This is a genomic window from Longirhabdus pacifica (genome assembly GCF_004115085.1).
Taxonomy (GTDB): domain Bacteria; phylum Bacillota; class Bacilli; order Paenibacillales; family DSM-105158; genus Longirhabdus; species Longirhabdus pacifica.
On the sequence record NZ_QXJP01000005.1, the window covers coordinates 1 to 22,141 of the forward strand.

Consider the following 22,141-nt stretch of genomic DNA (forward strand, 5'->3'; position numbering starts at 1 on the left):
TTAGCTCAGCTGGGAGAGCATCTGCCTTACAAGCAGAGGGTCGGCGGTTCGATCCCGTCAGCGTCCACCATAATTAAATAATAATATCGCGGGGTGGAGCAGTCTGGTAGCTCGTCGGGCTCATAACCCGAAGGTCGTAGGTTCAAATCCTGCCCCCGCAACCAAATTAATTTAATACGGAGCTGTGGTGTAGTGGTCTAACATTCCCGCCTGTCACGCGGGCGATCGCGGGTTCAAATCCCGTCAGCTCCGCCATTATTATTACTTGTTTGGTTCGGTAGCTCAGTCGGTAGAGCAGAGGACTGAAAATCCTCGTGTCGGCGGTTCGATTCCGTCCCGAACCACCATTTTAATTGAATATGCCGTTGTAGCTCAACTGGTAGAGCAACTGACTTGTAATCAGTAGGTTGGGGGTTCAAGTCCTCTCGACGGCACCATTTTGGAGGATTAGCGAAGTGGCCAAACGCAGCAGACTGTAAATCTGTTCCCTTACGGGTTCGGTGGTTCGAATCCATCATCCTCCACCATTTAGGGGCATAGTTTAATGGTAGAACAGCGGTCTCCAAAACCGTTAGCGTGGGTTCAACTCCTGCTGCCCCTGCCAGAAGAACAAAATAGTTAAATTAGTAAGTACTTGTATTATGTGGCGGTCGTGGCGAAGTGGTTAACGCACCGGATTGTGGCTCCGGCATTCGTGGGTTCGATTCCCATCGGTCGCCCCATTGGGGATTAGCCAAGCGGTAAGGCAACGGACTTTGACTCCGTCATGCCCAGGTTCGAATCCTGGATCCCCAGCCATTATGCGGACGTGGCTCAGTGGTAGAGCATCGCCTTGCCAAGGCGAGGGTCGCGAGTTCGAATCTCGTCGTCCGCTCCAGACTGGGCGCCATAGCCAAGTGGTAAGGCACGGCTCTGCAAAAGCCTTATCCCCAGTTCAAATCTGGGTGGCGCCTCCATTAATTTGCCGGGGTGGCGGAATTGGCAGACGCACAGGACTTAAAATCCTGCGGTAGGTGACTACCGTACCGGTTCAAGTCCGGTCCTCGGCATTATTAGTGCCCTTAGCTCAGCTGGATAGAGCGTTTGACTACGAATCAAAAGGTCGGGAGTTCGAATCTCTCAGGGCACGCCATTATAGGTGAGCCGGTGTGGCGGAATTGGCAGACGCGCACGACTCAAAATCGTGTTCCTTCGGGAGTGTAGGTTCGACCCCTATCACCGGTATATATGAGATATCAATAAGATGTTTATGTACATTACATAAGCATCTTTTTAGTATGTTTATATTTTTTATAAATAAGTGCTTTTTAATACTTTTACTATCTCATTGTGCCTTTGCTGTTCTTCCACGTAAAAAATCTCAAACTTCGTGAATGGCATTGTCCTGCGTGCCATATTCATCATGATAGAGACATGAACGCAAGTATCAACTTGCTGAAGCTAAGCTAGCCAAGTAATTGGTATTTTCTTTAGGGGTAGGAACCTACCCTCATAGCTTGGTAAATATAGATAGCTAACAAAAGTAACTACTTCCCAAGAAGCATCCACTTCTAACGACCCATAAGGGTGTTAAGTGGTGTGTAGTTCACAAACTAACTTCAGTTCGTTAAACTCGTTTAGTTCGATGTATTGTGTTTTTGCAAAGGCCTGTTTGCATTTTGAATAAGATATGGATAAGTAAAAGTATGTCGAAATAGTATAGAATTCATCTGATGCAGAATAGAAGTTTGAAATGCTGTGAATACGCTACGTATGTAGTTCCTTTTGTCACATGTAGTCTACGTCGTATGACAACAAGAAAACAGACGCTGTTAAGTAAGATTTTATTGTTTTATGGGGCTTAATGCAATGCTAAAGAAGAGAAGGGTAATCATACGAGTACATAGGTTGGATTAATCCATATCATTAGAATTTTAATGTAACCTTTTTGTAACCAAACTTTATACAATAGAGTTTAAAATATTAATATATTGAGATGTAGAAACGATGCAATACTATTTATATAAACTGTGAATCATACTCAATGTATGGAAAGCAGTGAATACAATCTTTATTCAAATTCAATAACGATCTAACGATAAAGAAGATTGAAGCATAAATGGAACATAGAAATAAAAAAAAGGTGGAGTATAAATATCCCCACCAAAAAACAAACAAGCAAATTTATTATGAAATAACCTTTAAAACTATTAATTAAAAAAGAAATCCATGTTAGTAGTGTTAGAATAAAAAATGAAATATTACTTTATTGCACTACCACCGAAAATAAAGCGATGTTCCCAATGCTTGCCTTCGATACTATCGATACGTACACCACCGCTATTTTTAGAATATGTGTGAAGGATTTTACCATTTCCTAAGTAAATACCTACGTGACTAACTCTTTGATTTGATTTGTTAATTCCTGTGTAGTTACTTTTGCTGCTACCTCTGTAACTCATGAAAAACATCAAATCGCCTTTGTTTAAGTTTTCCCAATTTTTCACGTTGTTGTTCAGTGTATTCTTTACATAGTTTGCTTGTGTTCTTGAGTTAGAAGGCAACGTTTTATTGATACCGTCTTTAAAAGCTTGCTTTACGAAGTCAGAGCAGTCAAACGTTCTCGTATTGGAACGACTTGATCCGTATTCGTAAGGAGTACCAAGATATTTTTTACCTGCATTAATCACTTTGTTTACTTTACTACTAGTGCTAGTGGATGAACTGCTAGAACTACTAGAACTTGAAGAATTGCTTGTACTAATATACTTGCTATTTGCTGAAGCATAGCCGATATTACCATTCTTATCTTTTACTTTATACCAATAACTATTATATTTACTTAAAATCGTTACCTTTTCTCCCTTTTGCAACATACGAATTTTAGAAGAAGAAGTACTTGGCTTTTTACGTAAATTTACTCCGTATTTCACCGTTCCACTTGTTGATGCCGCATACACCGTTCCTTGATCTGGTGCAGTAAAATTAAGACTTGCAGGCACTTGAGAAAATACTAGTGTCCCCGCTATAATACCCGTTATTATTTTTTTTCTCATTGTAATTCCTCCTGTTGTAGTATAGCTTGTCCAAAAAATAATGATAGCGTCTTTAATGTGGACGCTTTTTCTTTATATTCTTTTCTATCCTAACATAGACTTTTACACTATTTCGGTAGTAATTGTTGCCATGGAATTTTGTGCTTGTCTACTGTGGCATCACTTCCTAGACCTAGGTCTAGTACCAAATTACGTCTTAGGGCGGTTTTAAGAAATGACAGTTTGCGCTAAAATATCAATAACAGCAACAATTATAATAGTTATAAAGTAAAAAAGAGGTGGTGAAATATTCAATGAAGAACAAACAGTTTTTGGCATTTGCTTTCATTTTTATTGGTTTAGTTATGTTATTTAGATATGTAGGTAATATATTCCCCTATTGGTTATCGGGCTATATTATTCCTATAGCATTCCTCTTGTTTGGTTATTACGGGGTAAAAAGCGGAAGAGCCATAATCGGAACCATTATGATCGTCATTGGAGGAATTCTTTTACTTATTAAATTATCGTGGATTATTGGTCTTGTTATTGCAATTGGTTTAGTATTTATAGGATTTGGTATGTTGAGTAAAAAATCATAGCGTAAATGTAAATATCATAATTAACTAACTAAACAAATGTAGTAAAGGAGGAATACATGTGGCAAATATTTTTGAACGCATAGGAGATATTACATCAGCAACATTAAACGATTGGTTGGAGCAAACACAAGATCCAATGAAAGCAATAAATCAATATTTATATTCTCAAAAAAGAAAAGTGGAGCAGGCGAAGCAACTGTACTACCAATGTGAACGCTATGCATTACAAATGAAAAAACAATGGTTAGATGCACATGAGTGGATGGAGAAAAGAGAGGAACAAGCGCAATTAGCGTTGAAAGCTGGTGAGGAAAAGCTAGCAAGACTTGCGCTTCAAGAAAAAATACAATATGAAGAAAAAGCGGAGCAGTATAAAAAACTATATGAACAGGCAGAATCAAACCAGGAGCAAGCAGAACAACAACTGATTTCTTTGCAAAGTAACTATAATGAAGTTTGGGAAAAAAGAGAAATCATCGTTGCGCGAATGCAGTCGGTGAAATTACAGCAGCAAATAGATGCGAATCGAAATCAGGTTACAAATAATGAAGCATGGTTTCATCGTTTAGAAGATAAGGTGATGGATATGGAAATGGAAGCAGGAGCAATGCGAAAACTGGCAGCAGACTTACCGCATTCGGCATCGGGTTTACATTACTTTGAACATCAAAAAACCACCACAAAAGTGGACGCCCAACTTGAAATGATGAAAGAGAAATTGCAAAAGGAGGAATAAAAGGTGCAGAACCTTTACCGTTCTAGGAATGATAAAAAAATTGGCGGAATATGCGGTGGTTTAGGTGAAAACTTTAACATAGATCCTTCACTTATTAGAATCGTTTTAATCATCGTTACATTTGTAACAGGATTTATTTTGGTTCCTATTTATTTACTTGCTATGTTTGTAATACCGAAAGAACCAAGAGTAAATCGCTTTGATTCCTATGCGACCGCACATGGTCATACAGGTGGGATGGGTAATCCTAATCAACCATTCTATAGCAATGGAAATACGGGACAGCAGTTTCAACCGCCTTATCCACCGCCACCTTATGAACAACCTTTTTCATCACAATCGACACAGCAAGGGACGAAAGAGCAAGCAGCATCTTCATCTATAGACGATATGATGCATGATGTGGAGAATAAAGTTTTACGTAAAGAGATTGAAAAACTAAAACAAAAACTAGAAGAATACGAGAAGGGAGAATAACACAATGGGAGTTTTCAAAAGAATAACGGATATGACGAAAGCATCTTTACATGATGTATTAGATAAGGTAGAAGATCCAATAAAAATGTTAAATCAATATTTGCGTGAGCGTGAAGAAGAAATATCTAAAGCAGAGGTTACTGTTGCAAAACAGATGGCTAACGAAGGGAAATTGAAACATCGTTACGAAGAAGTAAAAAGAAAGCAGCAAGAATTTGAAACGTTAGCGGAGAAAGCATTAAAAGAAGGAAATGAACAAGCTGCAAGACAATGTTTAGCGGAAAAAATATATTACGATCAAAAAGTAACCGAATTTTATGATTTATCTCAAACCGCGAGTATACAAGCTCAAGAACTAGTGCAACAGCTGCATGAGTTAAAAGACGAATACTATCAAATGAGAAATAAAAGAAATGAATTGGTCGCACGTGCTCAAATGGCGAAAGCGCAAAAGAATATGGCAGAAGCTACTTCTAGTGTTCATTCCATTCATACCGGAGGATCTGCACAAGGCTTTCAGCGAATGGAAGAAAAAATCATACAGATGGAAGCAGAAGCAAACATCATGCGTTCCCCAGAAAAATATATGATGACAAACGGAAATACATCACCTATCCATAATGCAAAAGTTGAGGAGCAACTTGCACAGATGAAAACAAAGCTACACGGTAGCAGTGATGAAGAAAAAGTGTAGTATGGACTATAAAACAGCATCACCATAAACTCCATTTAAAACGATCTGCTAAACCATGATGTTGTAAAGCCTAGGTGATATACTATATACCTAAGGCTTTACTATGTTTATGTCTACTAGAAAGAAGGTGCAATGATTTTGAAACAAAATAAACGCAACACTTCATATTTCCTCGTTTTTTCAGGATTATTCATTCTTTGTTACTTCATTTTAGGTTTAAGCACTTTACTTGGAGTTGTTTTTGTTTTGTTCGGATTGTTGAAGTTGCGCAGCGAAAAACACAGTGGCAGAGACAAGACGGGTTACTTGTTATTCGCCATAGGAGTGGCTATACTATTAAGTGATTATTTATCTTTTATTTTCGCCATTTTACTCATTATTGTTGGGTATTTTATTATACAGAATACGAATGTTTCGAGCTCTGAAGAGCCTGTTAAACGCAAGCAACACTTTATTCAAAGCGTTAAAAAAACGGACACACAATGGGATGTGAAAAATCATCATTCTTGGTCATTTATCGAAGAGGTAAGGATAGATCTTTCCAAAGCTGTGTTATGGGGAGAAAAATCTACCATTATTCATCAAGCGGTCATTGGAGACATGAAAATCTATGTACCAGAAGAAATCGGTGTTCGCTTACAATGTTCTGTTTTAATGGGTTCTTTTAAAATAGGAAAAGATGGTGAAGAAGGCTTTTCCAAAATGATAGATTGGCAAACTGCAAATTATGAAAATAGTAACGATAAAATAGAGATTATCGTAAATTATATGATAGGAAATATTGTGGTCAAAATGTTGTAGAAACTATTCTTGCAATGAAATAATTTAAGGTTTGAAAAGAGTGGGAGGTTTAGCGTGGATATTTTTTTCGATGGTTATATGTATGTTGTTATAATATCACTTTTGCTTACAGTCTTACTTATTGCAATAGGGTTGTTTTTTAGACAAAGTAAACCATTTCCCAAATATGAAGGTTACACCGATTCTCTAGGTTACACCGAATCTGAAGGTTACATTAAGCCTAAGCATTTTTTCATTCAGACCTTTAAGAAAAAACACGAACCATTTCATTTTCAAAACCATCATTCTAGATCATTTATAGAAGAAGTGGTAATTGACCTTTCCAAAGCAGAGTTTCAGGAAGAGACCTACATCATGATTCACAAGGCAACAATAGGAGAGATGAAAATTTACATACCAGAAGATTTGGGTGTTCGCTTGCAATGTTCTGTGCTGTTAGGTTCAGTTAAAATGGGGAAAAATAAAGAGGAAGGCATACCGAGTAAGCTAGAATGGGAAAGTCCATATTATGAATTCAGTCCACATAAAGTGAATATTATAGTAAATTATATGATAGGGGATATTATCATTAAGAAGTGATAGGAGGTTCCATATGAAGAGAGAGAAAAAGTTAACCAGTATGAAATGGACTCTTATTGTGGAATCTATGATCTATACTGCCTTATTATTGATTGTATTTCTATATGTTTTGTACTCTATAGGGGTCAGAGACATCTTCATTGATGTTTCTTGGTTTGATATGATCCAATATGCTATTTTCTTTTTTCTTATCGTTGTGATTGGTGGACTCATACTGGGATATTGGCAAAGTTACAGAATAAAAAGCAGGTTAGATAAATTATCCGATGCTTTATACTACTTGGAAAAAGGAAACTTCAATCGTGAATTTCCAGAGCTTGGTACGGATGAAATTGGTAAACTGACGGATCAAATCACAAAGATAAGCGACAAATGGAAAGAGCAGGTGGAATCACTCCAGCGGTTATCCACTAACAATGCACAGCTTGCTGAACAAGCCAGAGTAACGGCAATAATGGAAGAGAGGCAACGTTTAGCTCGCGAGTTGCATGATGCAGTCAGTCAGCAATTGTTTGCCATTTCCATGACAGCAACGGCGACAAGTAGAACGATTAGTAAAGATGTGGATAGAGCTACTGCACAAGTATCTCTCATAGAGGAAATGGCCTCCGTTGCACAGTCGGAGATGCGGGCTTTGTTGTTGCATTTAAGACCAGTACATCTTGAGGGGAAAAATTTAGCAGAAGGATTAATGGAATTAATAAAAGAACTTAAATCAAAAGTGCCTATTTCCATTGAATGCGAGATGGATTACGCGATACAATTTAGTAAAGGCGTAGAAAATCATCTGTTTCGCATCGTACAAGAAGCTTTTTCTAACACACTAAGACATTCTAAAGCGGATAAAATGGAAGTGAGATTGTATCCACGTGATGACGTGGTGAGACTATTGATTATGGATAATGGAATAGGATTTCAACTGGACGACGAAAAAGTAGGTTCATACGGCATATCTTCCATGAAAGAGCGCGTCAATGAAATTGGAGGACATTTTGAAATTATTACTGCTGTAGGAAAAGGGACAAAAATAGATATTCGTATTCCTATTTTGCATGAAGAGGAGGAAGGCTATAGTGGAGCCAATTAAAGTGTTAATCGTTGACGATCATGAAATGGTACGGATTGGACTGGCTGGAGTTTTGGGTACAGAGGAAGGCTTAGAAGTAGTTGGAGAAGCTAGTAATGGAAAAGAGGGCATTTTGCTTGCTGAAAAATACGAGCCAGATGTCATACTGATGGATTTAGTAATGGATGAAATGGATGGAATTGAAACGACAAAACATATTATGAGTAAACATCCTCAATGTAAAGTCATTGTGCTAACTAGCTATTTAGATGATGAAAAAGTATATCCTGTCATTGAAGCGGGAGCTTTTAGCTACTTGTTAAAAACATCTCGTGCATCCGAAATTGCAGAAGCTATTAAAGATGCGATGAATGGTAAACCTGTGTTAGAATCTAAAGTCGCTACAAAAATGATGAATCGCTTTCGTCAACCAGCGACAGTGGAAAGTGAACCACACCATGAACTTACAGAGCGCGAATTGGAAGTGCTCATTCACATTGCTAAAGGAAAGTCCAACCAAGAAGTGGCGGATGAATTATTTATTGGGGTAAAAACGGTAAAATTTCATGTCACGAATATTTTAGCTAAGTTAGGTGTGGAAGATCGCACACAAGCTGCAATTTACGCTATTAAACATGGAATTACAGATTTATAGATGGAAACATATAGGAGAAGAAATGATAGAATACAAGTTTACGCCTCGGCAGCCAGATCAAATCTATTAATTTCTCTACTCAAAAAAGTGAAAATGATATAAAAATAGTATAATACATAGATGAAAAGGCAATCCTAGCATGTATAAGCATGGTGATGGGAGGCCTTTTTTAAATGAAAAAAATAGTAGCGAGTGTCATGGTGATGATATTAATATGTTTGAGTTTATTCCAATTACATAGTAAAGCGGAACAAAAAGAAATAAATACAGTTGCAACGTTAGCACATTATCCTTATTATGTAGAAGACCCTATCGTTACGGTCAAAAAGAGTGCTTCTCTAGCATTAAATGAAAAAGAAATAAAACAGTTTGAACAAGCACTATGGGGAAATGAGACGATACAACTTCAACAAGAGCAATACCATCACGACGCACACCAACAACAGTACACCATAGAACAAGAGGATGCTGAGATCACATATGCTACATATAGGAATAAGCGGACGTTAACGTTTGTCATTTCCGTGCAAGGATATTATGACCATATTCAATCGTACATGGAAGAGGTAGATCAGAAGCTGCATGCATGGAACGTGGATGCAGACTGGCACAGTATGGTACAAGGAGAAGTGACAGACCATCACGATAATCACACTAGCCAAGCGTGGCTGAAACAGGAATTGCATACTAATATTTTAGATACATACGAAGATGAGCATTCTGAGATTATATCATTTACATCGGAATACATTGCAGCGGGCATGATCATGGATTATCCACTGCAATTACAAATGATCATGCATAAGGATACAGAGAGTAATAAAAACATCGTAACGTTAGTGACGCCCGTGATGTCTTCAGAAATTTAATCTGATGTCATAATCTGATACAATAAATACAGGCCGCTAGCCAAATAATATTTTACGTACTATTTTGCTTATGCTAAAATTTTAAAATAGATAGATGAATCATACTAAATAAAACGTGGAGAGAATGGTGCTGAATGAATGGAAATCACGCATTAGATGGAGCTGCAATTTTTATATTTGGTGCAACTGGTGATTTAGCGAAAAGAAAATTGTATCCTGCTATATACAGTTTGTACAAGGAAGGTAAATTATCAGAAAATTTTACTGTTATTGGCTTAGCTCGAAGACCAAGAACGAACGAAGAGTTTAGAGAAAATGTTCATGATTCCATTAAAGAATTTGCAAGGCACGATCTACAAGGCAATGGAGCATGGGAAAAGTTTGCTCAGCATTTTCACTACTTATCATTAGATATTACCGATCCTTCTCATTTTACGAAGTTGAGAATGTTAACGGAACAATTGGAAAATAAATTTGAACTTACTGGCAATCGCTTATTTTATCTTGCTCTAGCTCCAGATTTGTTCGGTCAAGTTGCTCATCATTTGAAAGATGGGGAGATGCTGAACGTAAAAGGTTGGAAAAGATTAGTGATCGAAAAGCCTTTTGGTTATGATTTACCATCAGCCGAAAAGTTAAATGAAGAAATTAGAGATGTATTTGAAGAACATGAAATATTCCGTATTGATCACTATTTAGGAAAAGAAATGGTGCAAAATATTGAAGTGATTCGTTTCGCCAATGCTTTCTTTGAGCCTCTTTGGAATAATAAGTATATCGCTAATATTCAAATTACGCTCAGTGAGACTGTAGGGGTGGAAGATAGAGGTGCTTATTACGATCAGGCAGGCGCATTGAATGATATGGTACAAAATCATGTCCTACAAATGGTTGCGATGATGGCGATGGAGTTGCCTAGTCGACTAGTACCAGAAGATATAAGAGATGAGAAAGTGAAAGTGCTTCGCTCTATACGCAAATATAAGACGTTAGATGAAGTGAAAAAGCACGTGGTGAGAGGACAGTATGGTGAAGGAAGTTTGAATGGTAAAGATCTTTCTGCTTACAGAAATGAAAACAACGTAGATCCATCTTCAACGACGGAAACATTTTTCACAGCGAAATTATTTGTGGACAATTTACGCTGGGCAGGTGTTCCATTCTATGTGAGAACAGGAAAAAGAATGCCGGCCAAAGCGACGGAGATAGTTGTAGAATTTAAAAACTTACCTGATAACGTGTACTTTACGCAAAAAACGGCTTTACAACCTAATCTCATTGTCTTTCGCGTTAATCCTGTGGAAGGTATTTTCATTAAAATCAATGGTAAAAGCCCGGGTTCAGAAATGAAAATCGTGCCTGTAGCCATGGATTTTTGCCAAAGCAGCCAAGTAGGGATTAATACACCGGAAGCGTATGAAAGGTTATTGTATGACGCATTGCGTGGAGAGTCTACATACTTTACACGTTGGGATGAAGTATCCACTGCTTGGGAATTTATCGATACGATCGCACACGCTTGGAAAGAAGAAGGGGACGGTGTTGTTCCATATAAATCTGGGTCATGGGGGCCAGATGAAGCAAGTGCATTGTTAGCAGAAGACGGTTTTAAATGGTGGCCATTACACGGACAAGAAGATGATGGACTAGACTGCAAGTAATCAGAAGAGTAGGGGTTGGAGAAATTGAAAATTTACGATATATCTATGATGATTGAAGAAGGCATGCAAGTTTATAAGAACAAAGAAGAGAAAAAGCCTACCATTGAAACGATGCAAGACTTTACGACGGCTACGGCATTTGAGTCGAAGTTAAGTATGAATGTACATACGGGAACACACGTGGATGCGCCGCTGCACATGTTGGAAGGTGGAGAAACGATTGAAACCATTCCTTTGGAAGATTTAATTGGTCCAGCGCGCGTGTTGGATCTGACAGATGTGACAGATGGCATTACAAAAGCAGATTTAGAGCAATGGGATATTCAAGAAGGGGAATGGCTGTTGCTCAAAACAAAAAACTCTTTCTCTGATGAATTCGATTTTGAGTTTATCTTTGTCAAAGAAGATGGGGCAGAGTATTTAAAAGAAAAGAAAATTAAGGGCGTTGGCATTGATGGCTTAGGCATTGAACGAAGCCAAACAGGTCACCCTACACATAAAACATTGTTCAAAAGCGGGATAATTATCGTAGAAGGATTAAGGTTAAAAGATGTTCCTGCTGGGAGTTATAACATGGTCATTGCTCCGCTCAAAATGCAAGGCATTGATGCTGCACCAGCAAGAGCCATATTGATGACGTAAAGCGTAAAATTTAAGTGATAATGAAAAACACCTTTCAAATGCTCACAGTGACGAAAACTGGATGATTTGAAGGTGTTTTTTTTATGTTTTAATGTGACTATGATGATGATCCTTTTCCAACTAATTCTTCGCTTAATGTATCCACGAGTTGATCTTGCGTTTCTTTCGAACTATGTTTCCAAATAATTTCGAATAGCACGCCTAGTCCTGGCAATGCTTTTTCATCATGTCCAACAGAACCTTGAATAATTTCATGGATTTCGCTCTCATTTTTATCTTCTACACGTTTTAATACCGCTTGTCTTAGGCTTAACAATGAAATAACACCTTCTCTGATCATATTGTAAAATGTATTGCTTGGCATTCATACCTGATTTTTTTATTTTGTGCAAACGCATATACTTTATACATGGTTCTTATTTAGCTTTTAGCTATGATATAATAATGAGAAGCTTGAAATTTATATGGGGGAATACAGTGTGAAAAAGAAGCAATATGCCGTTATTGGTATTGGACGTTTTGGCTCAAGTGTAGCAAAAACATTATATAAATTAGGTTTTGAAGTACTAGCGATTGATACGAGTGAAAGTAGAATACACGATATTATTTCCATGGTGACGCATGCTATACAGGCGGATTCGACCGATGAAGATGCACTTAAAGCAATTGGAGTCAGAAATTTTGACGTTGTTGTTGTCGCTATTGGACAAGATATTCAGGCGAGTATTCTTACTACATTGATTTTGAAAGATTTAGGTGTAGGGCGCATTGTCGTTAAGGCTCAAAATGATTTGCACGGTAAAGTATTGCGTAAAATAGGTGCGGATAAAGTTATTTTTCCGGAAAGGGATATGGGGATGCGTGTTGCTCATCATCTTATTTCTCCTAACATCCTTGATTTCATTGAACTTTCAGAAGACTACAGTATCGTGGAAATTGCTGCGTCAGAGCAAATGATAGGGCAAAGTTTGCTGGAGTTAGATATTCGAGCTCGATTTAAATGTAATGTGATGGCGATCAAAGAAAATAACAACATGAATATTTCTCCGCATGCTTCAGACTTAATTAAAGAAAACAGTATATTGATTGTCGTAGGCAAAAATGAGGATTTACAAGAATTTGAGGTGTCATTCTCCTCATGACGTCTTTTTCCTATATTGAATCTGTTACCAATCAAAAGGTGAAACTGTGGGCTTCCTTATTGACTAAAAAGGGTAGAAGTATGCATCAACAATTTATAGTTGAAGGACTACACCTCGTAGAAGAAGCTTTGCGTTCACAAGCAGAAATCCAAGCGCTTGTGTTTACGGAGGATTACGATTTACCATATGAGATGCAAAGTCATTTACAAGACGATCATGCTTATCCATGTTATACAGTGAGTGAAGCAGTGCTGAAAAAATGTACGGATACGGTACAATCACAAGGTATTTTTGCCGTTATCCATATGCCATCATACGATGTAGACACCGTATTACAACGTGACAATAAAAAGCGTTTTTATGTTGCATTAGATGCAGTACAGGACCCTGGTAATTTAGGAACAATCATCCGTAGTGCTGATGCCCTCGGAGCAGATGCAGTATGGTTAGGGGAAGGAACAGTCGATGTATACAATACGAAAGTCATTCGTTCCACGATGGGTTCTATTTTTCATCTTCCGATAGTACACTGTCCTTTGTCTACTTTGTTTGAAAAGCTAAAGCAAATGCAAACCCAAATCGTTTCTACTTCATTGCAAGACAGTAAGCCATGTTATTCGTTAGACTACAAACCATCTACGTGTATCGTGATTGGCAATGAAGCGCAGGGAGTTTCTCCTCAGCTACAACCTTATGTCACACATCAAATTACCATTCCGATGAGTGGACAAGCAGAATCATTAAATGCAGCAATGGCTTGCACGATCATGTTATATGAAGCATCCAGACAACGTGCTACAGACCGGTCTACAGAGCAGTAAAACGAAATGGATTGAAATGGAATAAGGGAAGGAACAAAGAACGTGTATGTGCGTTCTTTTTTTGTTGCTTGCACCATATACATACTACACAGAAATGTACAAAACTCTGAAATGAATGAGAGATGTAGAGGGGTACGCCATGTTTAGACGTAAACGTAGGTGGAGCAGCAGTAAACAGGGTAGTAAAAAAAGTAAGCGAAAAGTGTTTTTTATTGTATTTATTATTATGTTGTTACTTGGTATGCAGACTTTTATTTTTATAGAGCGCAATTTGCGCACACCTCTCATGAACGTAGCAAAAATTAGAATTAAGCAGGTAGCAACACAGTCGATCAATAAGGCGATAACGGAAAAAATATCACAAGCGACGAATTTTGATAAACTTATAGACTGGAGAACGGATCAAAAAGGAAAAATAACGGGCTTCATGCTTAACTACGCCGAACATATGAAAATTACGGCGGACACCGTTACGATCGTGCAAAATACGTTAAATGAATTGCAAAAAATTCCCGAGCATATACCGATAGGTCAAGCATTTAACAGTGCCATCATTTCCTCATTTGGTCCAGAAGTAAAAGTTAAATTTGTTCCTGCCGGAGCTGTAAAAGTAGATTTAAAAACGAGGCAAAAAGATGCTGGTATTAACATGCTGCTTGTTGAGGTGTATATTCAAATAGTGACGGAAGTAACCATCATCATTCCTTTTGATACGAAACCTGAAATTGTGCAAACGGACGTCCCTATATCTTACTTACTCGTTGTGGGAGATGTGCCTACGTATTATTTTGATAATAAAGGCAATCCTGCTGGAAATCTTAATCAATCTGGTGTTATTCCACCATCGATATCCATCCCAGAGATAAACGATGCATCGAATAGTGAATCAGAGTAATGATGTAGAGATAATAAAATGGCCTGCATCTGTCTTCATTCACACATGATGGTGAATGATATGACATATTGCAGGCCTCATCTGATACGTATGGAATCAACCATAAACAATTAGCCATGAACGACGTAGACATAGGATAAACATGTACAAGTATGCTGGTCATCGTCGTTTTCTTTCTTGTCTCTCCCATTTTCTTAAATAAGGATAAGGGTCAAAAGACCAGTCGATATATCCGTTATCTTTATACATTCCGTAATGCAGATGTGGTGGGAATTTTCCTTGTGTTCCTGGTTTACCATACCCAGAGCTGCCGACCCAACCGATGGTATCCCCAGGTTTCACGATAGAACCTTCTTCTAATGATTTTTCGAATCCGTTCAAATGGGCAAAGTAATGATAAATGCCTTTGACATCACGTATACCAATTCGCCATCCACCAAAGCGATTCCATCCTTTTTCCTCTACAATGCCATAACTAGTACTGCGAACGGTGACTCCGTGATTGGCAAAAATATCTGTCCCTTCATGGATGCGTCTGCCTCCCCAGCCACGAGAAGCGCCCCATGTACTGCGATATGAATAATTAGCATGAAGCGGAACAGGAAAAGCATTGCCTTCAAGCTGGATCATATCGAAATGGCGGTATATAGCCGCAAGTTGTGTGATACGTTTCATGATGCGATCATTTTGATAGTAGTCCCACAATCCCCTCATCATGTCACTATCAGAAGTACCGTGTTTGCTTATGATACTCGCCATGGTGGTCACCACATCCATATCATTATGATGATCTACCAATCCGTCCCCGTCTCCATCTCTTCCAATGCCGTTAAATAACATGACGTTTGACTCTGACTGCTTCGTTTGCATTAGATTCATAGCACCGTACCATGCTTGTAATGGAATATGTATGGCTGTTATACGTTTTTTATATTCTTCTGTTTGTGTTATTTCTCTTTTTTTCTTTTGATTGGACGTATTGCGTTCATATTGATCTACAGCTGCAAAATAATACCATGGGATATGCGTAACGGTACTCATGTGGTCAAATAATTGTTTGCGATCTTCCATTTTATTTTCCACCATGGAGGTATTTGCGTGAGCCGACCAAGTGGGCAGTATAGTAAGACATAGAAAGGAGTACAAAAGTATGAGGGAAATGCTTTTTTTCATGTAAACCACAATGCGTATGAACCTCCTTTTTAGAAATAATGAACACGGAAATGTGTAAAGGTAAAATAAGTTAAAGAAACAAGTTCAATCAACTTATTACCGCTAAACATAAGACGGAGAAATCACCATATTCCAACCTTTACGACTGGCAACTGAGGCGTAAACATGTATATCTCAACATTTCTCCGTCTTATATATAAGTTGAAGAAACAAGTTCAATCAACTTATTACCGCTAAACATAAGACGGAGAAATCACCATATTCCAACCTTTACGACTGGCAACTGAGGCGTAAACATGTATATCTCAACATTTCTCCGTCTTATATATAAGTTGAAGAAACAAGTTCAATCAACTTATTACCGCTAAACATAAGACGGAGAAATCACCATATTCCAACCTTTACGACTGGCAACTGAGGCGTAAACATGTATATCTCAACATATCTCCGTCTTATATATAAGTTGAAGAAACAAGTTCAACCAACTTATATACTTTTCACTATTGTGTTATTATTTGCAGTATATGGGGTTGCTATGCACGTCATATGAACTGTAGTATGATTGTCATTCATGGTATAATAATGTGAAAGCAAATAAACAACATATTATGAAACCATACTGATTGATGAGGAGTTTTGTCAAAATGGCCATAGATGCAACAAAAAGAAAACCAGACTGGTTAAAGATAAAGCTAAGTTCTGGTGAGCAGTATGAAGAGTTTAAAGAAATAAAAAAAATGATGCGCTCCAAAACGTTACATACGGTTTGTGAGGAAGCAAAATGTCCTAACATTCACGAATGTTGGGCGAATAGAACAGCAACGTTTATGATATTGGGTGAAACGTGTACAAGAGCCTGCCGTTTTTGCGCTGTTAACTCTGGTTTGCCAAACGAGCTAGATATGCAAGAGCCGACTCGTGTAGCAGAAGCTGCGGAACAAATGCAATTAGCTCACTGTGTTATTACATCCGTTGCCAGAGATGATTTACAAGATGGAGGAGCATATATTTTTGCTGAATCCGTTAGAAAAGTGAGGGGAAGTTTACCACTATGTAATGTAGAAGTGCTCATTCCTGATTTTATGGGGAATGTACAGTCATTACACACGGTATTGGATGCGAATCCAGCAGTCCTGAATCATAATATGGAGACAGTGAGAAGCATGTCTGATCGCGTGCGCTCTAAAGCAAAGTATACAAGATCGTTACAACTTCTGAAGTTGTCCAAACAGTACAAACCGACTATCCCAACAAAATCAAGCATTATGATAGGGGTAGGAGAAACTTGGGATGAAATTTTAGAAACGATGGACGATTTGCGTAAAGTGGATTGTAATATTTTAACGATAGGACAATATTTACAACCTACGAAAAAGCATTTGAAAATTGATAAATATTATACGCCAGAAGAATTTGCTCTTTTGAAAGAAGAAGGAATGAAGCGAGGATTCAGTCACGTAGAATCTGGACCTTTAGTAAGAAGTTCTTACCATGCACATGAGCAGAAAAAAGCAGCAGACGAAACATTAGCTTCAAGGTAACAGTTCACACTACCAATGTCTTACAACAGTATTACCATCTAAAGCAATGTTAGCAGCATGCTCAATGGCATTCACTTTGTTTAGTTTGGAGTGAAATAGATGACCATTCATATCGGAGGAAAAAACTACGAATTATTGACCGATTACAGAGACGGTTGGAATTTGGAAGTATTCCGCGCACGCTATAGTGATGTACTTGATCGATACGATTATATTGTAGGGGATTGGGGTTACAACCAGCTGCGATTAAAAGGATTTTACCATGATGGACATGGGCGCAATAAAGAAAGTTGTATTCAATATGTAGAAGATTATCTATATGAATACTGTAATTTTGGATGTGCGTATTTCATCATTAAAAAAGTAAAGCAGAAGGAATTACAAAAAGTATCGCAGTAATGATTTGCCCGGATTTCTTTTTGATTTTTTTTCATGCTTTGCACATAAGATCCATAGGACTAACATGCTCATGATGTGATAATGGGCATGTTAGTCCTTTTTTAATTGCTTTATTTTTGTTTATTCAGCTGATTTTCTATACGATACAACGACGTGATGAGTAAGCTTAGCCCTAAAACCATCGACACCGCAATCAAACATAAGAACAACATAGATAAATCAGACCACATCAAAAAAAAGGTAATAAAGGAAGCAAAAATAAAGATAAGTCCGATAAAAAAATACATAAAATGTGCTTGCATTGGAAACAGCTCCTTTTCAAGATGGTATGTACATGGTGCAAAAAAAATTTGAAACAATTTAATTGTAAGTATTGCAATATGGAACAGCATGCCTGCATAATGAGAATAGATAGTTGTAGTTCTAAATGAATGGAGGAATTTTTTTATGCAACAAGCTTATAAAAATGAACCGTTTACTGACTTCTCAAAAAAAGAAAATCGAGATGATTTTCAAACCGCATTAAATGAGGTAGAACAGCAATTAGGCAAGCATTACGATATCATCATTCGTGGTGAACGTATTAGAACGAAAAAAACGGGTACATCCATAAATCCTTCAAACATAGAAGAAGTGATTGGCACTGTATCACAAGCGGATAAGTCATTAGCAGAGCAAGCCATCCATACGGCTGTAGAAACGTTTGAAACGTGGAAAAAAGTGAAGCCAAGTGCTCGTGCTAGATATTTATATAAGGCATCTGCTATTTTGCGTCGTCGCAAGCATGAGTTCTCTGCTTGGTTGGTAAAAGAATCTGGGAAGAGCTGGGCAGAAGCAGATGCAGATACAGCCGAAGCAATTGACTTTATGGAATACTATGCAAGACAAATCGAAAAATTAACTAGTCGACATCCTTTAACAAGATTAACGGGTGAAGATAATGAATTATATTATGTACCATTAGGGGTAGGCATTGTGATTCCACCATGGAATTTCCCGCTAGCTATTATGGCAGGTATGACCACAGCAGCCATTGTAAGCGGTAACACCGTCGTGTTAAAGCCTGCATCTACTACGCCTGTCATTGCAGCAAAATTTATGGAAATATTAGATGACGCTGGCTTACCAGAGGGTGTCGTGAATTATATTCCTGGTAGTGGATCTGAAATCGGTGATGTCCTCGTTGAACATCCACTTACTCGTTTTATTAGTTTTACAGGGTCTCGTGAAGTGGGACTTCGCATTAATGAGCTTGCAGCGAAGCATCAACCTGGGCAAAAGTGGATGAAGCGCGTTGTGGCTGAAATGGGCGGAAAAGATTCGATTGTAGTCGATCATGATGCTGATTTAGAATTGGCTGCTCAATCTATTGTCGCTTCTGCATTCGGATTTTCTGGACAAAAATGTTCTGCGTGTTCAAGAGCGATTGTACATGAAGAAGTGTACGATGAAGTATTGGCACGTGTAGTCGCATTGACAAAAGAGATTACGGTAGGGGATATAAGGGAATATGGCTTGTATACTGGACCAGTGGTTGATCAACAAGCGTATGACAAGATCTTATCCTACATTGAGATCGGAAAGACAGAAGGCAAATTAATGATTGGTGGGGAAAAAGGATCAGACAAAGGGTACTTTATTCAACCTACCGTGTTTGCTGATGTGGACCCACAAGCACGCTTGATGCAGGAGGAAATCTTCGGACCAGTCGTTGCCTTTGCAAAAGCAAAAGACTTTGATCATGCCTTGGAAATTGCAAACAATACGGAGTACGGCTTGACAGGTGCAGTCATCAGTCGCAATAGAGAGCATTTGGAAAAAGCTCGCGAAGAATTTCATGTTGGGAACTTATACTTTAATCGTAAATGTACGGGTGCACTCGTAGGCGTTCATCCATTCGGTGGATTCAATATGTCTGGTACAGATTCTAAAGCAGGCGGACCGGATTACTTACAATTATTCACGCAAGCAAAATTAGTATCAGAGTTATTATAAATTTTATAATATTCATATTACACAAGAAAAGGCTGTCTCTACATAAGAGCAGCCTTTTCTATGTTCATATGTTCAGATTGTAGTGGTTGTCCTATTGCACATCACCGATAAAGGCTTCTTTGACACGATTCCAAAATGGAAATGGTCGAAAACGGGCAAATCGAACTTGTTTTTCAGATACGCTACAGCGTATATTCACGAGTTGTTCTATTTCCATTTGCATATGATCAATCGTAATTTTTAAGTGCTGATCTGCTCTAGGATATATATCACAATGATGATGTTGAGGTAACACCATAGAGGAACCTAACGTTCGAAAAATTCGATTGTTAATCGAAGACATTTCTGCAATTTGAATAGAAGGCATGGAAGGATGAACAATCGCACCGCTCAAACTTTTATTATATGCTGTACTGCCAGAAGGAGTGGAAATGCAAATACCATCTCCGCGAAATGTCTCAAATAAATGGTCATTAATGTGCAGTTCTGCAACTAATGTAGCATCTACCCCTTTCAGGGTCATTTCATTTAGAGCATAGTATGTCTTTTTGGAAGTTAACGTTTCAATTTCAATCTCTGCAATGGGATATTTTACGATATGTTGCTGTAAGGAAGATTGGGATGCACTCATAATAGAAATAAGTGACTCAATTTCATTAGGATTCCAGTCTGCATAAAAACCGAGATGACCTGTATGTATACCGACAAATGCTATATGTTCAATATTTTTTAAATAGGAGTGGAATGCATGCAGCATCGTTCCGTCTCCTCCTATGGACAACACGATATCTGGATTTTCACGATCGACTTTCATGCCATGTTCTTCACAGAGATGATGTACTTTTTCTGATAATTGAATAGAAAGTTCATCACTTCGATTCAATATAAAATATTTCAATGTCTACACTCCCACTATACATTTGATTTTCACTCTGTCACTGATGCTTGTTTTTCATTGTTATACTCCATTATACTTCAACTTCATCTTAGCATGTTTTGCGCCGGTTTTTAAAAATATTTTCTGTTTCTTATATAGTTTATTTTCAAACGTAGATGATAGCGAATTTGAAGTATGCTTTTGGTGATGAATGACCATGTTGGCTTTTTATTGTCGATACGCTTTTGCAGGACTACTGCACTTTGTTTTGGGATGAATTGTAATAAGGTTTTACTTTCATGGATTTGTAGCGGACCTTTTTTTCCTTTTTGCCTAAAGTCGTTGATAAGCGATATTAACTTTGTTTCATCTGCAAATAAATCTATTAATGCATTCACATCGGAAAGAATGATGCCGTTTCCTCTATGCTTTACGGAATCAGCAATGTTGCCACTCCTTGGATTGGTAATGATAAAAGCGTTTGCTGCTGTACTTTCATAGTATGTGTAGGAATACGTCTCTGGCCAAAGTGACCATAATACAGCACAATGAATGTGATGCTCTCTTAGCGCTTTGACCATGGCGTTCATATGTCCTTTTTGAAAAGAAACGGGTATATGTGGAATGAAATCTTTTTTATGATATCTTCTTCCGAAATGATAAAAATGTAGGTTAGTGTTGTTGCTTCTTTTTTTCAACACTTCTGTGATTGCGTACTCCCACTCGTGCCATCCTTTATTAAACGCTTCTTGTCCAACAAATGCAATGTTGATATGGCTATGAGGTTGTATGGATGCTCTATTATGCTCGTATTCTCCTACACATTGTTGATGTTTTACGACTGTAACTTTGCTTTCGTATGCTGGATATGCTGAGCACCAAATTTGTTTTGTTGAATGAGAAGGTGCAACGATGTTTAATCTACTGTGATGATTCTTCAAGAATATTTTAAACTGTTTGACGTGGGATTTCGATTCCTCAAAATAAGTACAGTTACTGCATTTACCCTTACTAATACCACCTTCACCACAGTATGTTTTATCATTTTTCATTAAGTTGATTTGTGTACAAATGGTATAAAAATCATGAAGGTATAACGTAATCGGTGCATTTGTCAGCTTGATCACATGTTCCAATTGATGCATGTCTACTCCGAGCGTATGATGCAGAAATATATTTTTCAAACCTTTCTTCTCTAATAAAGCCGACATCATGTGAAGAATGTCATGTGTGAAATAAATTCCTACATACTTCCCATCTATAAGCATGCCCCAAAAAGAGCTTGCGTGCTTTAACTTGTGTAATTTAAGATCTTTCGCTACTGGAAACAAATAAATATACGATATGTGATTGTCGTTGAGCATACGTTGATGGGATAAGATGACTTTGTCTGTCCCACCTATACTTAACTTATAATGTCCATATGAAATAGATAATACAAAATGCTCGTATTTCACTTCTCTTAGGATACGTTTCACTTTAACCAAGATTTTCACCTCAAC

At 37.8% G+C, this 22,141-nt stretch carries 23 protein-coding genes, 13 tRNA genes and 1 pseudogene; 31 read left to right on the forward strand and 6 right to left on the reverse strand.

From position 1 onward, the window contains the following. The first annotated feature begins 87 nt into the window (after positions 1 to 87). The 14 genes and pseudogenes from D1Z92_RS04975 to D1Z92_RS05040 form a co-directional block, all read left to right on the forward strand. A tRNA-Met gene (locus D1Z92_RS04975) sits at positions 88 to 164 on the forward strand. A gap of 14 nt (positions 165 to 178) precedes the next feature. Beyond that, positions 179 to 255: transfer RNA gene (locus tag D1Z92_RS04980), tRNA-Asp, on the forward strand. A gap of 16 nt (positions 256 to 271) precedes the next feature. After that, a tRNA-Phe gene (locus D1Z92_RS04985) sits at positions 272 to 347 on the forward strand. A 14-nt stretch (positions 348 to 361) separates the two neighbouring features. Beyond that, positions 362 to 437 (forward strand) — tRNA-Thr (locus D1Z92_RS04990). 4 nt (positions 438 to 441) lie between these two features. Beyond that, a tRNA-Tyr gene (locus tag D1Z92_RS04995) sits at positions 442 to 527 on the forward strand. Between the two features lie 3 nt (positions 528 to 530). Then, positions 531 to 604, forward strand: a tRNA-Trp gene (locus D1Z92_RS05000). Positions 605 to 646: 42 nt separating this feature from the next. Further along, positions 647 to 722 (forward strand) — tRNA-His (locus D1Z92_RS05005). 1 nt (position 723) lies between these two features. Further along, positions 724 to 798 (forward strand) — tRNA-Gln (locus tag D1Z92_RS05010). A 4-nt stretch (positions 799 to 802) separates the two neighbouring features. Continuing rightward, positions 803 to 877: transfer RNA gene (locus D1Z92_RS05015), tRNA-Gly, on the forward strand. 5 nt (positions 878 to 882) lie between these two features. After that, a tRNA-Cys gene (locus D1Z92_RS05020) sits at positions 883 to 956 on the forward strand. 7 nt (positions 957 to 963) lie between these two features. Next, positions 964 to 1,049, forward strand: a tRNA-Leu gene (locus D1Z92_RS05025). 6 nt (positions 1,050 to 1,055) lie between these two features. Next, positions 1,056 to 1,132, forward strand: a tRNA-Arg gene (locus tag D1Z92_RS05030). A gap of 10 nt (positions 1,133 to 1,142) precedes the next feature. After that, positions 1,143 to 1,224 (forward strand) — tRNA-Leu (locus D1Z92_RS05035). 126 nt (positions 1,225 to 1,350) lie between these two features. Continuing rightward, positions 1,351 to 1,449: pseudogene (locus tag D1Z92_RS05040) on the forward strand (zinc ribbon domain-containing protein); the annotation flags it as partial. Between the two features lie 791 nt (positions 1,450 to 2,240). Here the strand turns inward: D1Z92_RS05040 and D1Z92_RS05045 are convergent. Beyond that, positions 2,241 to 3,035: a C40 family peptidase gene (locus D1Z92_RS05045; protein WP_128894576.1), complete on the reverse strand. Its 795-nt coding sequence runs from the start codon at positions 3,033 to 3,035 to the stop codon at positions 2,241 to 2,243. 293 nt (positions 3,036 to 3,328) lie between these two features. On the opposite strand from D1Z92_RS05045, the gene D1Z92_RS05050 reads away from it, so the two are divergent. The 11 genes from D1Z92_RS05050 (at position 3,329) to D1Z92_RS05100 (ending at position 11,796) form a co-directional block, all read left to right on the forward strand. Next, positions 3,329 to 3,616, forward strand: a complete 288-nt coding sequence (locus D1Z92_RS05050; protein WP_128894577.1) for a hypothetical protein — start codon at positions 3,329 to 3,331, stop codon at positions 3,614 to 3,616. 58 nt (positions 3,617 to 3,674) lie between these two features. Continuing rightward, complete coding sequence (locus tag D1Z92_RS05055) at positions 3,675 to 4,352, forward strand: PspA/IM30 family protein (protein WP_164931458.1); 678 nt, start codon at positions 3,675 to 3,677, stop codon at positions 4,350 to 4,352. A gap of 3 nt (positions 4,353 to 4,355) precedes the next feature. After that, positions 4,356 to 4,829, forward strand: coding sequence for a PspC domain-containing protein (locus tag D1Z92_RS05060; protein WP_128894579.1), 474 nt, complete (start codon positions 4,356 to 4,358; stop codon positions 4,827 to 4,829). 4 nt (positions 4,830 to 4,833) lie between these two features. Further along, complete coding sequence (locus tag D1Z92_RS05065; protein ID WP_128894580.1) at positions 4,834 to 5,523, forward strand: PspA/IM30 family protein; 690 nt, start codon at positions 4,834 to 4,836, stop codon at positions 5,521 to 5,523. Positions 5,524 to 5,661: 138 nt separating this feature from the next. Further along, on the forward strand, positions 5,662 to 6,324 hold the full coding sequence (liaF, locus tag D1Z92_RS05070; protein ID WP_164931459.1) for a cell wall-active antibiotics response protein LiaF: 663 nt from the start codon (positions 5,662 to 5,664) through the stop codon (positions 6,322 to 6,324). Positions 6,325 to 6,378: 54 nt separating this feature from the next. After that, a complete protein-coding gene (liaF, locus tag D1Z92_RS05075; RefSeq protein ID WP_128894582.1) occupies positions 6,379 to 6,903 on the forward strand; it encodes a cell wall-active antibiotics response protein LiaF in 525 nt (174 codons plus the stop codon). A gap of 13 nt (positions 6,904 to 6,916) precedes the next feature. After that, entirely contained in the window at positions 6,917 to 7,990 is a 1,074-nt protein-coding gene (locus D1Z92_RS05080) for a sensor histidine kinase (RefSeq protein ID WP_128894583.1), read from the forward strand. After that, a complete protein-coding gene (locus D1Z92_RS05085) occupies positions 7,956 to 8,624 on the forward strand; it encodes a response regulator (RefSeq protein WP_128894584.1) in 669 nt (222 codons plus the stop codon). The genes D1Z92_RS05080 and D1Z92_RS05085 overlap by 35 nt, the downstream gene beginning before the upstream one ends. A 173-nt stretch (positions 8,625 to 8,797) precedes the next feature. After that, positions 8,798 to 9,493, forward strand: coding sequence for a hypothetical protein (locus D1Z92_RS05090; RefSeq protein ID WP_128894585.1), 696 nt, complete (start codon positions 8,798 to 8,800; stop codon positions 9,491 to 9,493). A 134-nt stretch (positions 9,494 to 9,627) separates the two neighbouring features. Beyond that, complete coding sequence (gene zwf / locus D1Z92_RS05095) at positions 9,628 to 11,154, forward strand: glucose-6-phosphate dehydrogenase (protein WP_128894586.1); 1,527 nt, start codon at positions 9,628 to 9,630, stop codon at positions 11,152 to 11,154. 24 nt (positions 11,155 to 11,178) lie between these two features. Further along, positions 11,179 to 11,796, forward strand: coding sequence for a cyclase family protein (locus tag D1Z92_RS05100; protein ID WP_128894773.1), 618 nt, complete (start codon positions 11,179 to 11,181; stop codon positions 11,794 to 11,796). A gap of 97 nt (positions 11,797 to 11,893) precedes the next feature. Here D1Z92_RS05100 and sspI read toward each other — a convergent pair whose 3' ends face one another. Then, on the reverse strand, positions 11,894 to 12,112 hold the full coding sequence (gene sspI, locus D1Z92_RS05105; RefSeq protein WP_306438806.1) for a small acid-soluble spore protein SspI: 219 nt from the start codon (positions 12,110 to 12,112) through the stop codon (positions 11,894 to 11,896). 148 nt (positions 12,113 to 12,260) lie between these two features. On the opposite strand from sspI, the gene D1Z92_RS05110 reads away from it, so the two are divergent. The 3 genes from D1Z92_RS05110 (at position 12,261) to yunB (ending at position 14,654) form a co-directional block, all read left to right on the forward strand. Next, the gene (locus D1Z92_RS05110; RefSeq protein ID WP_128894587.1) at positions 12,261 to 12,938 is read left to right on the forward strand and encodes a potassium channel family protein; all 678 of its coding nucleotides are present in this window, start codon (positions 12,261 to 12,263) and stop codon (positions 12,936 to 12,938) included. Then, positions 12,935 to 13,759 (forward strand): TrmH family RNA methyltransferase, encoded by an 825-nt coding sequence (locus tag D1Z92_RS05115; protein ID WP_128894588.1) that lies wholly within the window; start codon positions 12,935 to 12,937, stop codon positions 13,757 to 13,759. The genes D1Z92_RS05110 and D1Z92_RS05115 overlap by 4 nt, the downstream gene beginning before the upstream one ends. A gap of 139 nt (positions 13,760 to 13,898) precedes the next feature. Then, a complete protein-coding gene (gene yunB, locus D1Z92_RS05120; RefSeq protein WP_128894589.1) occupies positions 13,899 to 14,654 on the forward strand; it encodes a sporulation protein YunB in 756 nt (251 codons plus the stop codon). 159 nt (positions 14,655 to 14,813) lie between these two features. On the opposite strand, the gene D1Z92_RS05125 is transcribed toward yunB, so the two are convergent. Further along, on the reverse strand, positions 14,814 to 15,827 hold the full coding sequence (locus D1Z92_RS05125; protein ID WP_128894775.1) for a M23 family metallopeptidase: 1,014 nt from the start codon (positions 15,825 to 15,827) through the stop codon (positions 14,814 to 14,816). A 644-nt stretch (positions 15,828 to 16,471) separates the two neighbouring features. Here D1Z92_RS05125 and lipA point away from each other — a divergent pair. Then, positions 16,472 to 17,368, forward strand: a complete 897-nt coding sequence (gene lipA, locus D1Z92_RS05130) for a lipoyl synthase (protein ID WP_128894590.1) — start codon at positions 16,472 to 16,474, stop codon at positions 17,366 to 17,368. Between the two features lie 99 nt (positions 17,369 to 17,467). After that, positions 17,468 to 17,767 carry a YutD family protein gene (locus tag D1Z92_RS05135; protein ID WP_128894591.1) on the forward strand — a complete coding sequence of 100 codons (300 nt, stop codon included), beginning with the start codon at positions 17,468 to 17,470 and terminating at the stop codon, positions 17,765 to 17,767. A gap of 110 nt (positions 17,768 to 17,877) precedes the next feature. Here the strand turns inward: D1Z92_RS05135 and D1Z92_RS05140 are convergent, their stop codons facing one another. Further along, entirely contained in the window at positions 17,878 to 18,069 is a 192-nt protein-coding gene (locus tag D1Z92_RS05140; protein ID WP_128894592.1) for a hypothetical protein, read from the reverse strand. A 145-nt stretch (positions 18,070 to 18,214) separates the two neighbouring features. Between D1Z92_RS05140 and pruA the strand changes: the two genes are divergently transcribed. After that, entirely contained in the window at positions 18,215 to 19,762 is a 1,548-nt protein-coding gene (pruA, locus tag D1Z92_RS05145) for an L-glutamate gamma-semialdehyde dehydrogenase (RefSeq protein ID WP_128894593.1), read from the forward strand. Between the two features lie 91 nt (positions 19,763 to 19,853). Here pruA and D1Z92_RS05150 read toward each other — a convergent pair whose 3' ends face one another. Continuing rightward, positions 19,854 to 20,660: an NAD kinase gene (locus tag D1Z92_RS05150; protein WP_128894594.1), complete on the reverse strand. Its 807-nt coding sequence runs from the start codon at positions 20,658 to 20,660 to the stop codon at positions 19,854 to 19,856. A gap of 110 nt (positions 20,661 to 20,770) precedes the next feature. After that, positions 20,771 to 22,126: a glycosyltransferase family protein gene (locus D1Z92_RS05155; protein ID WP_128894595.1), complete on the reverse strand. Its 1,356-nt coding sequence runs from the start codon at positions 22,124 to 22,126 to the stop codon at positions 20,771 to 20,773. Between the last annotated feature and the right edge of the window lie 15 nt (positions 22,127 to 22,141).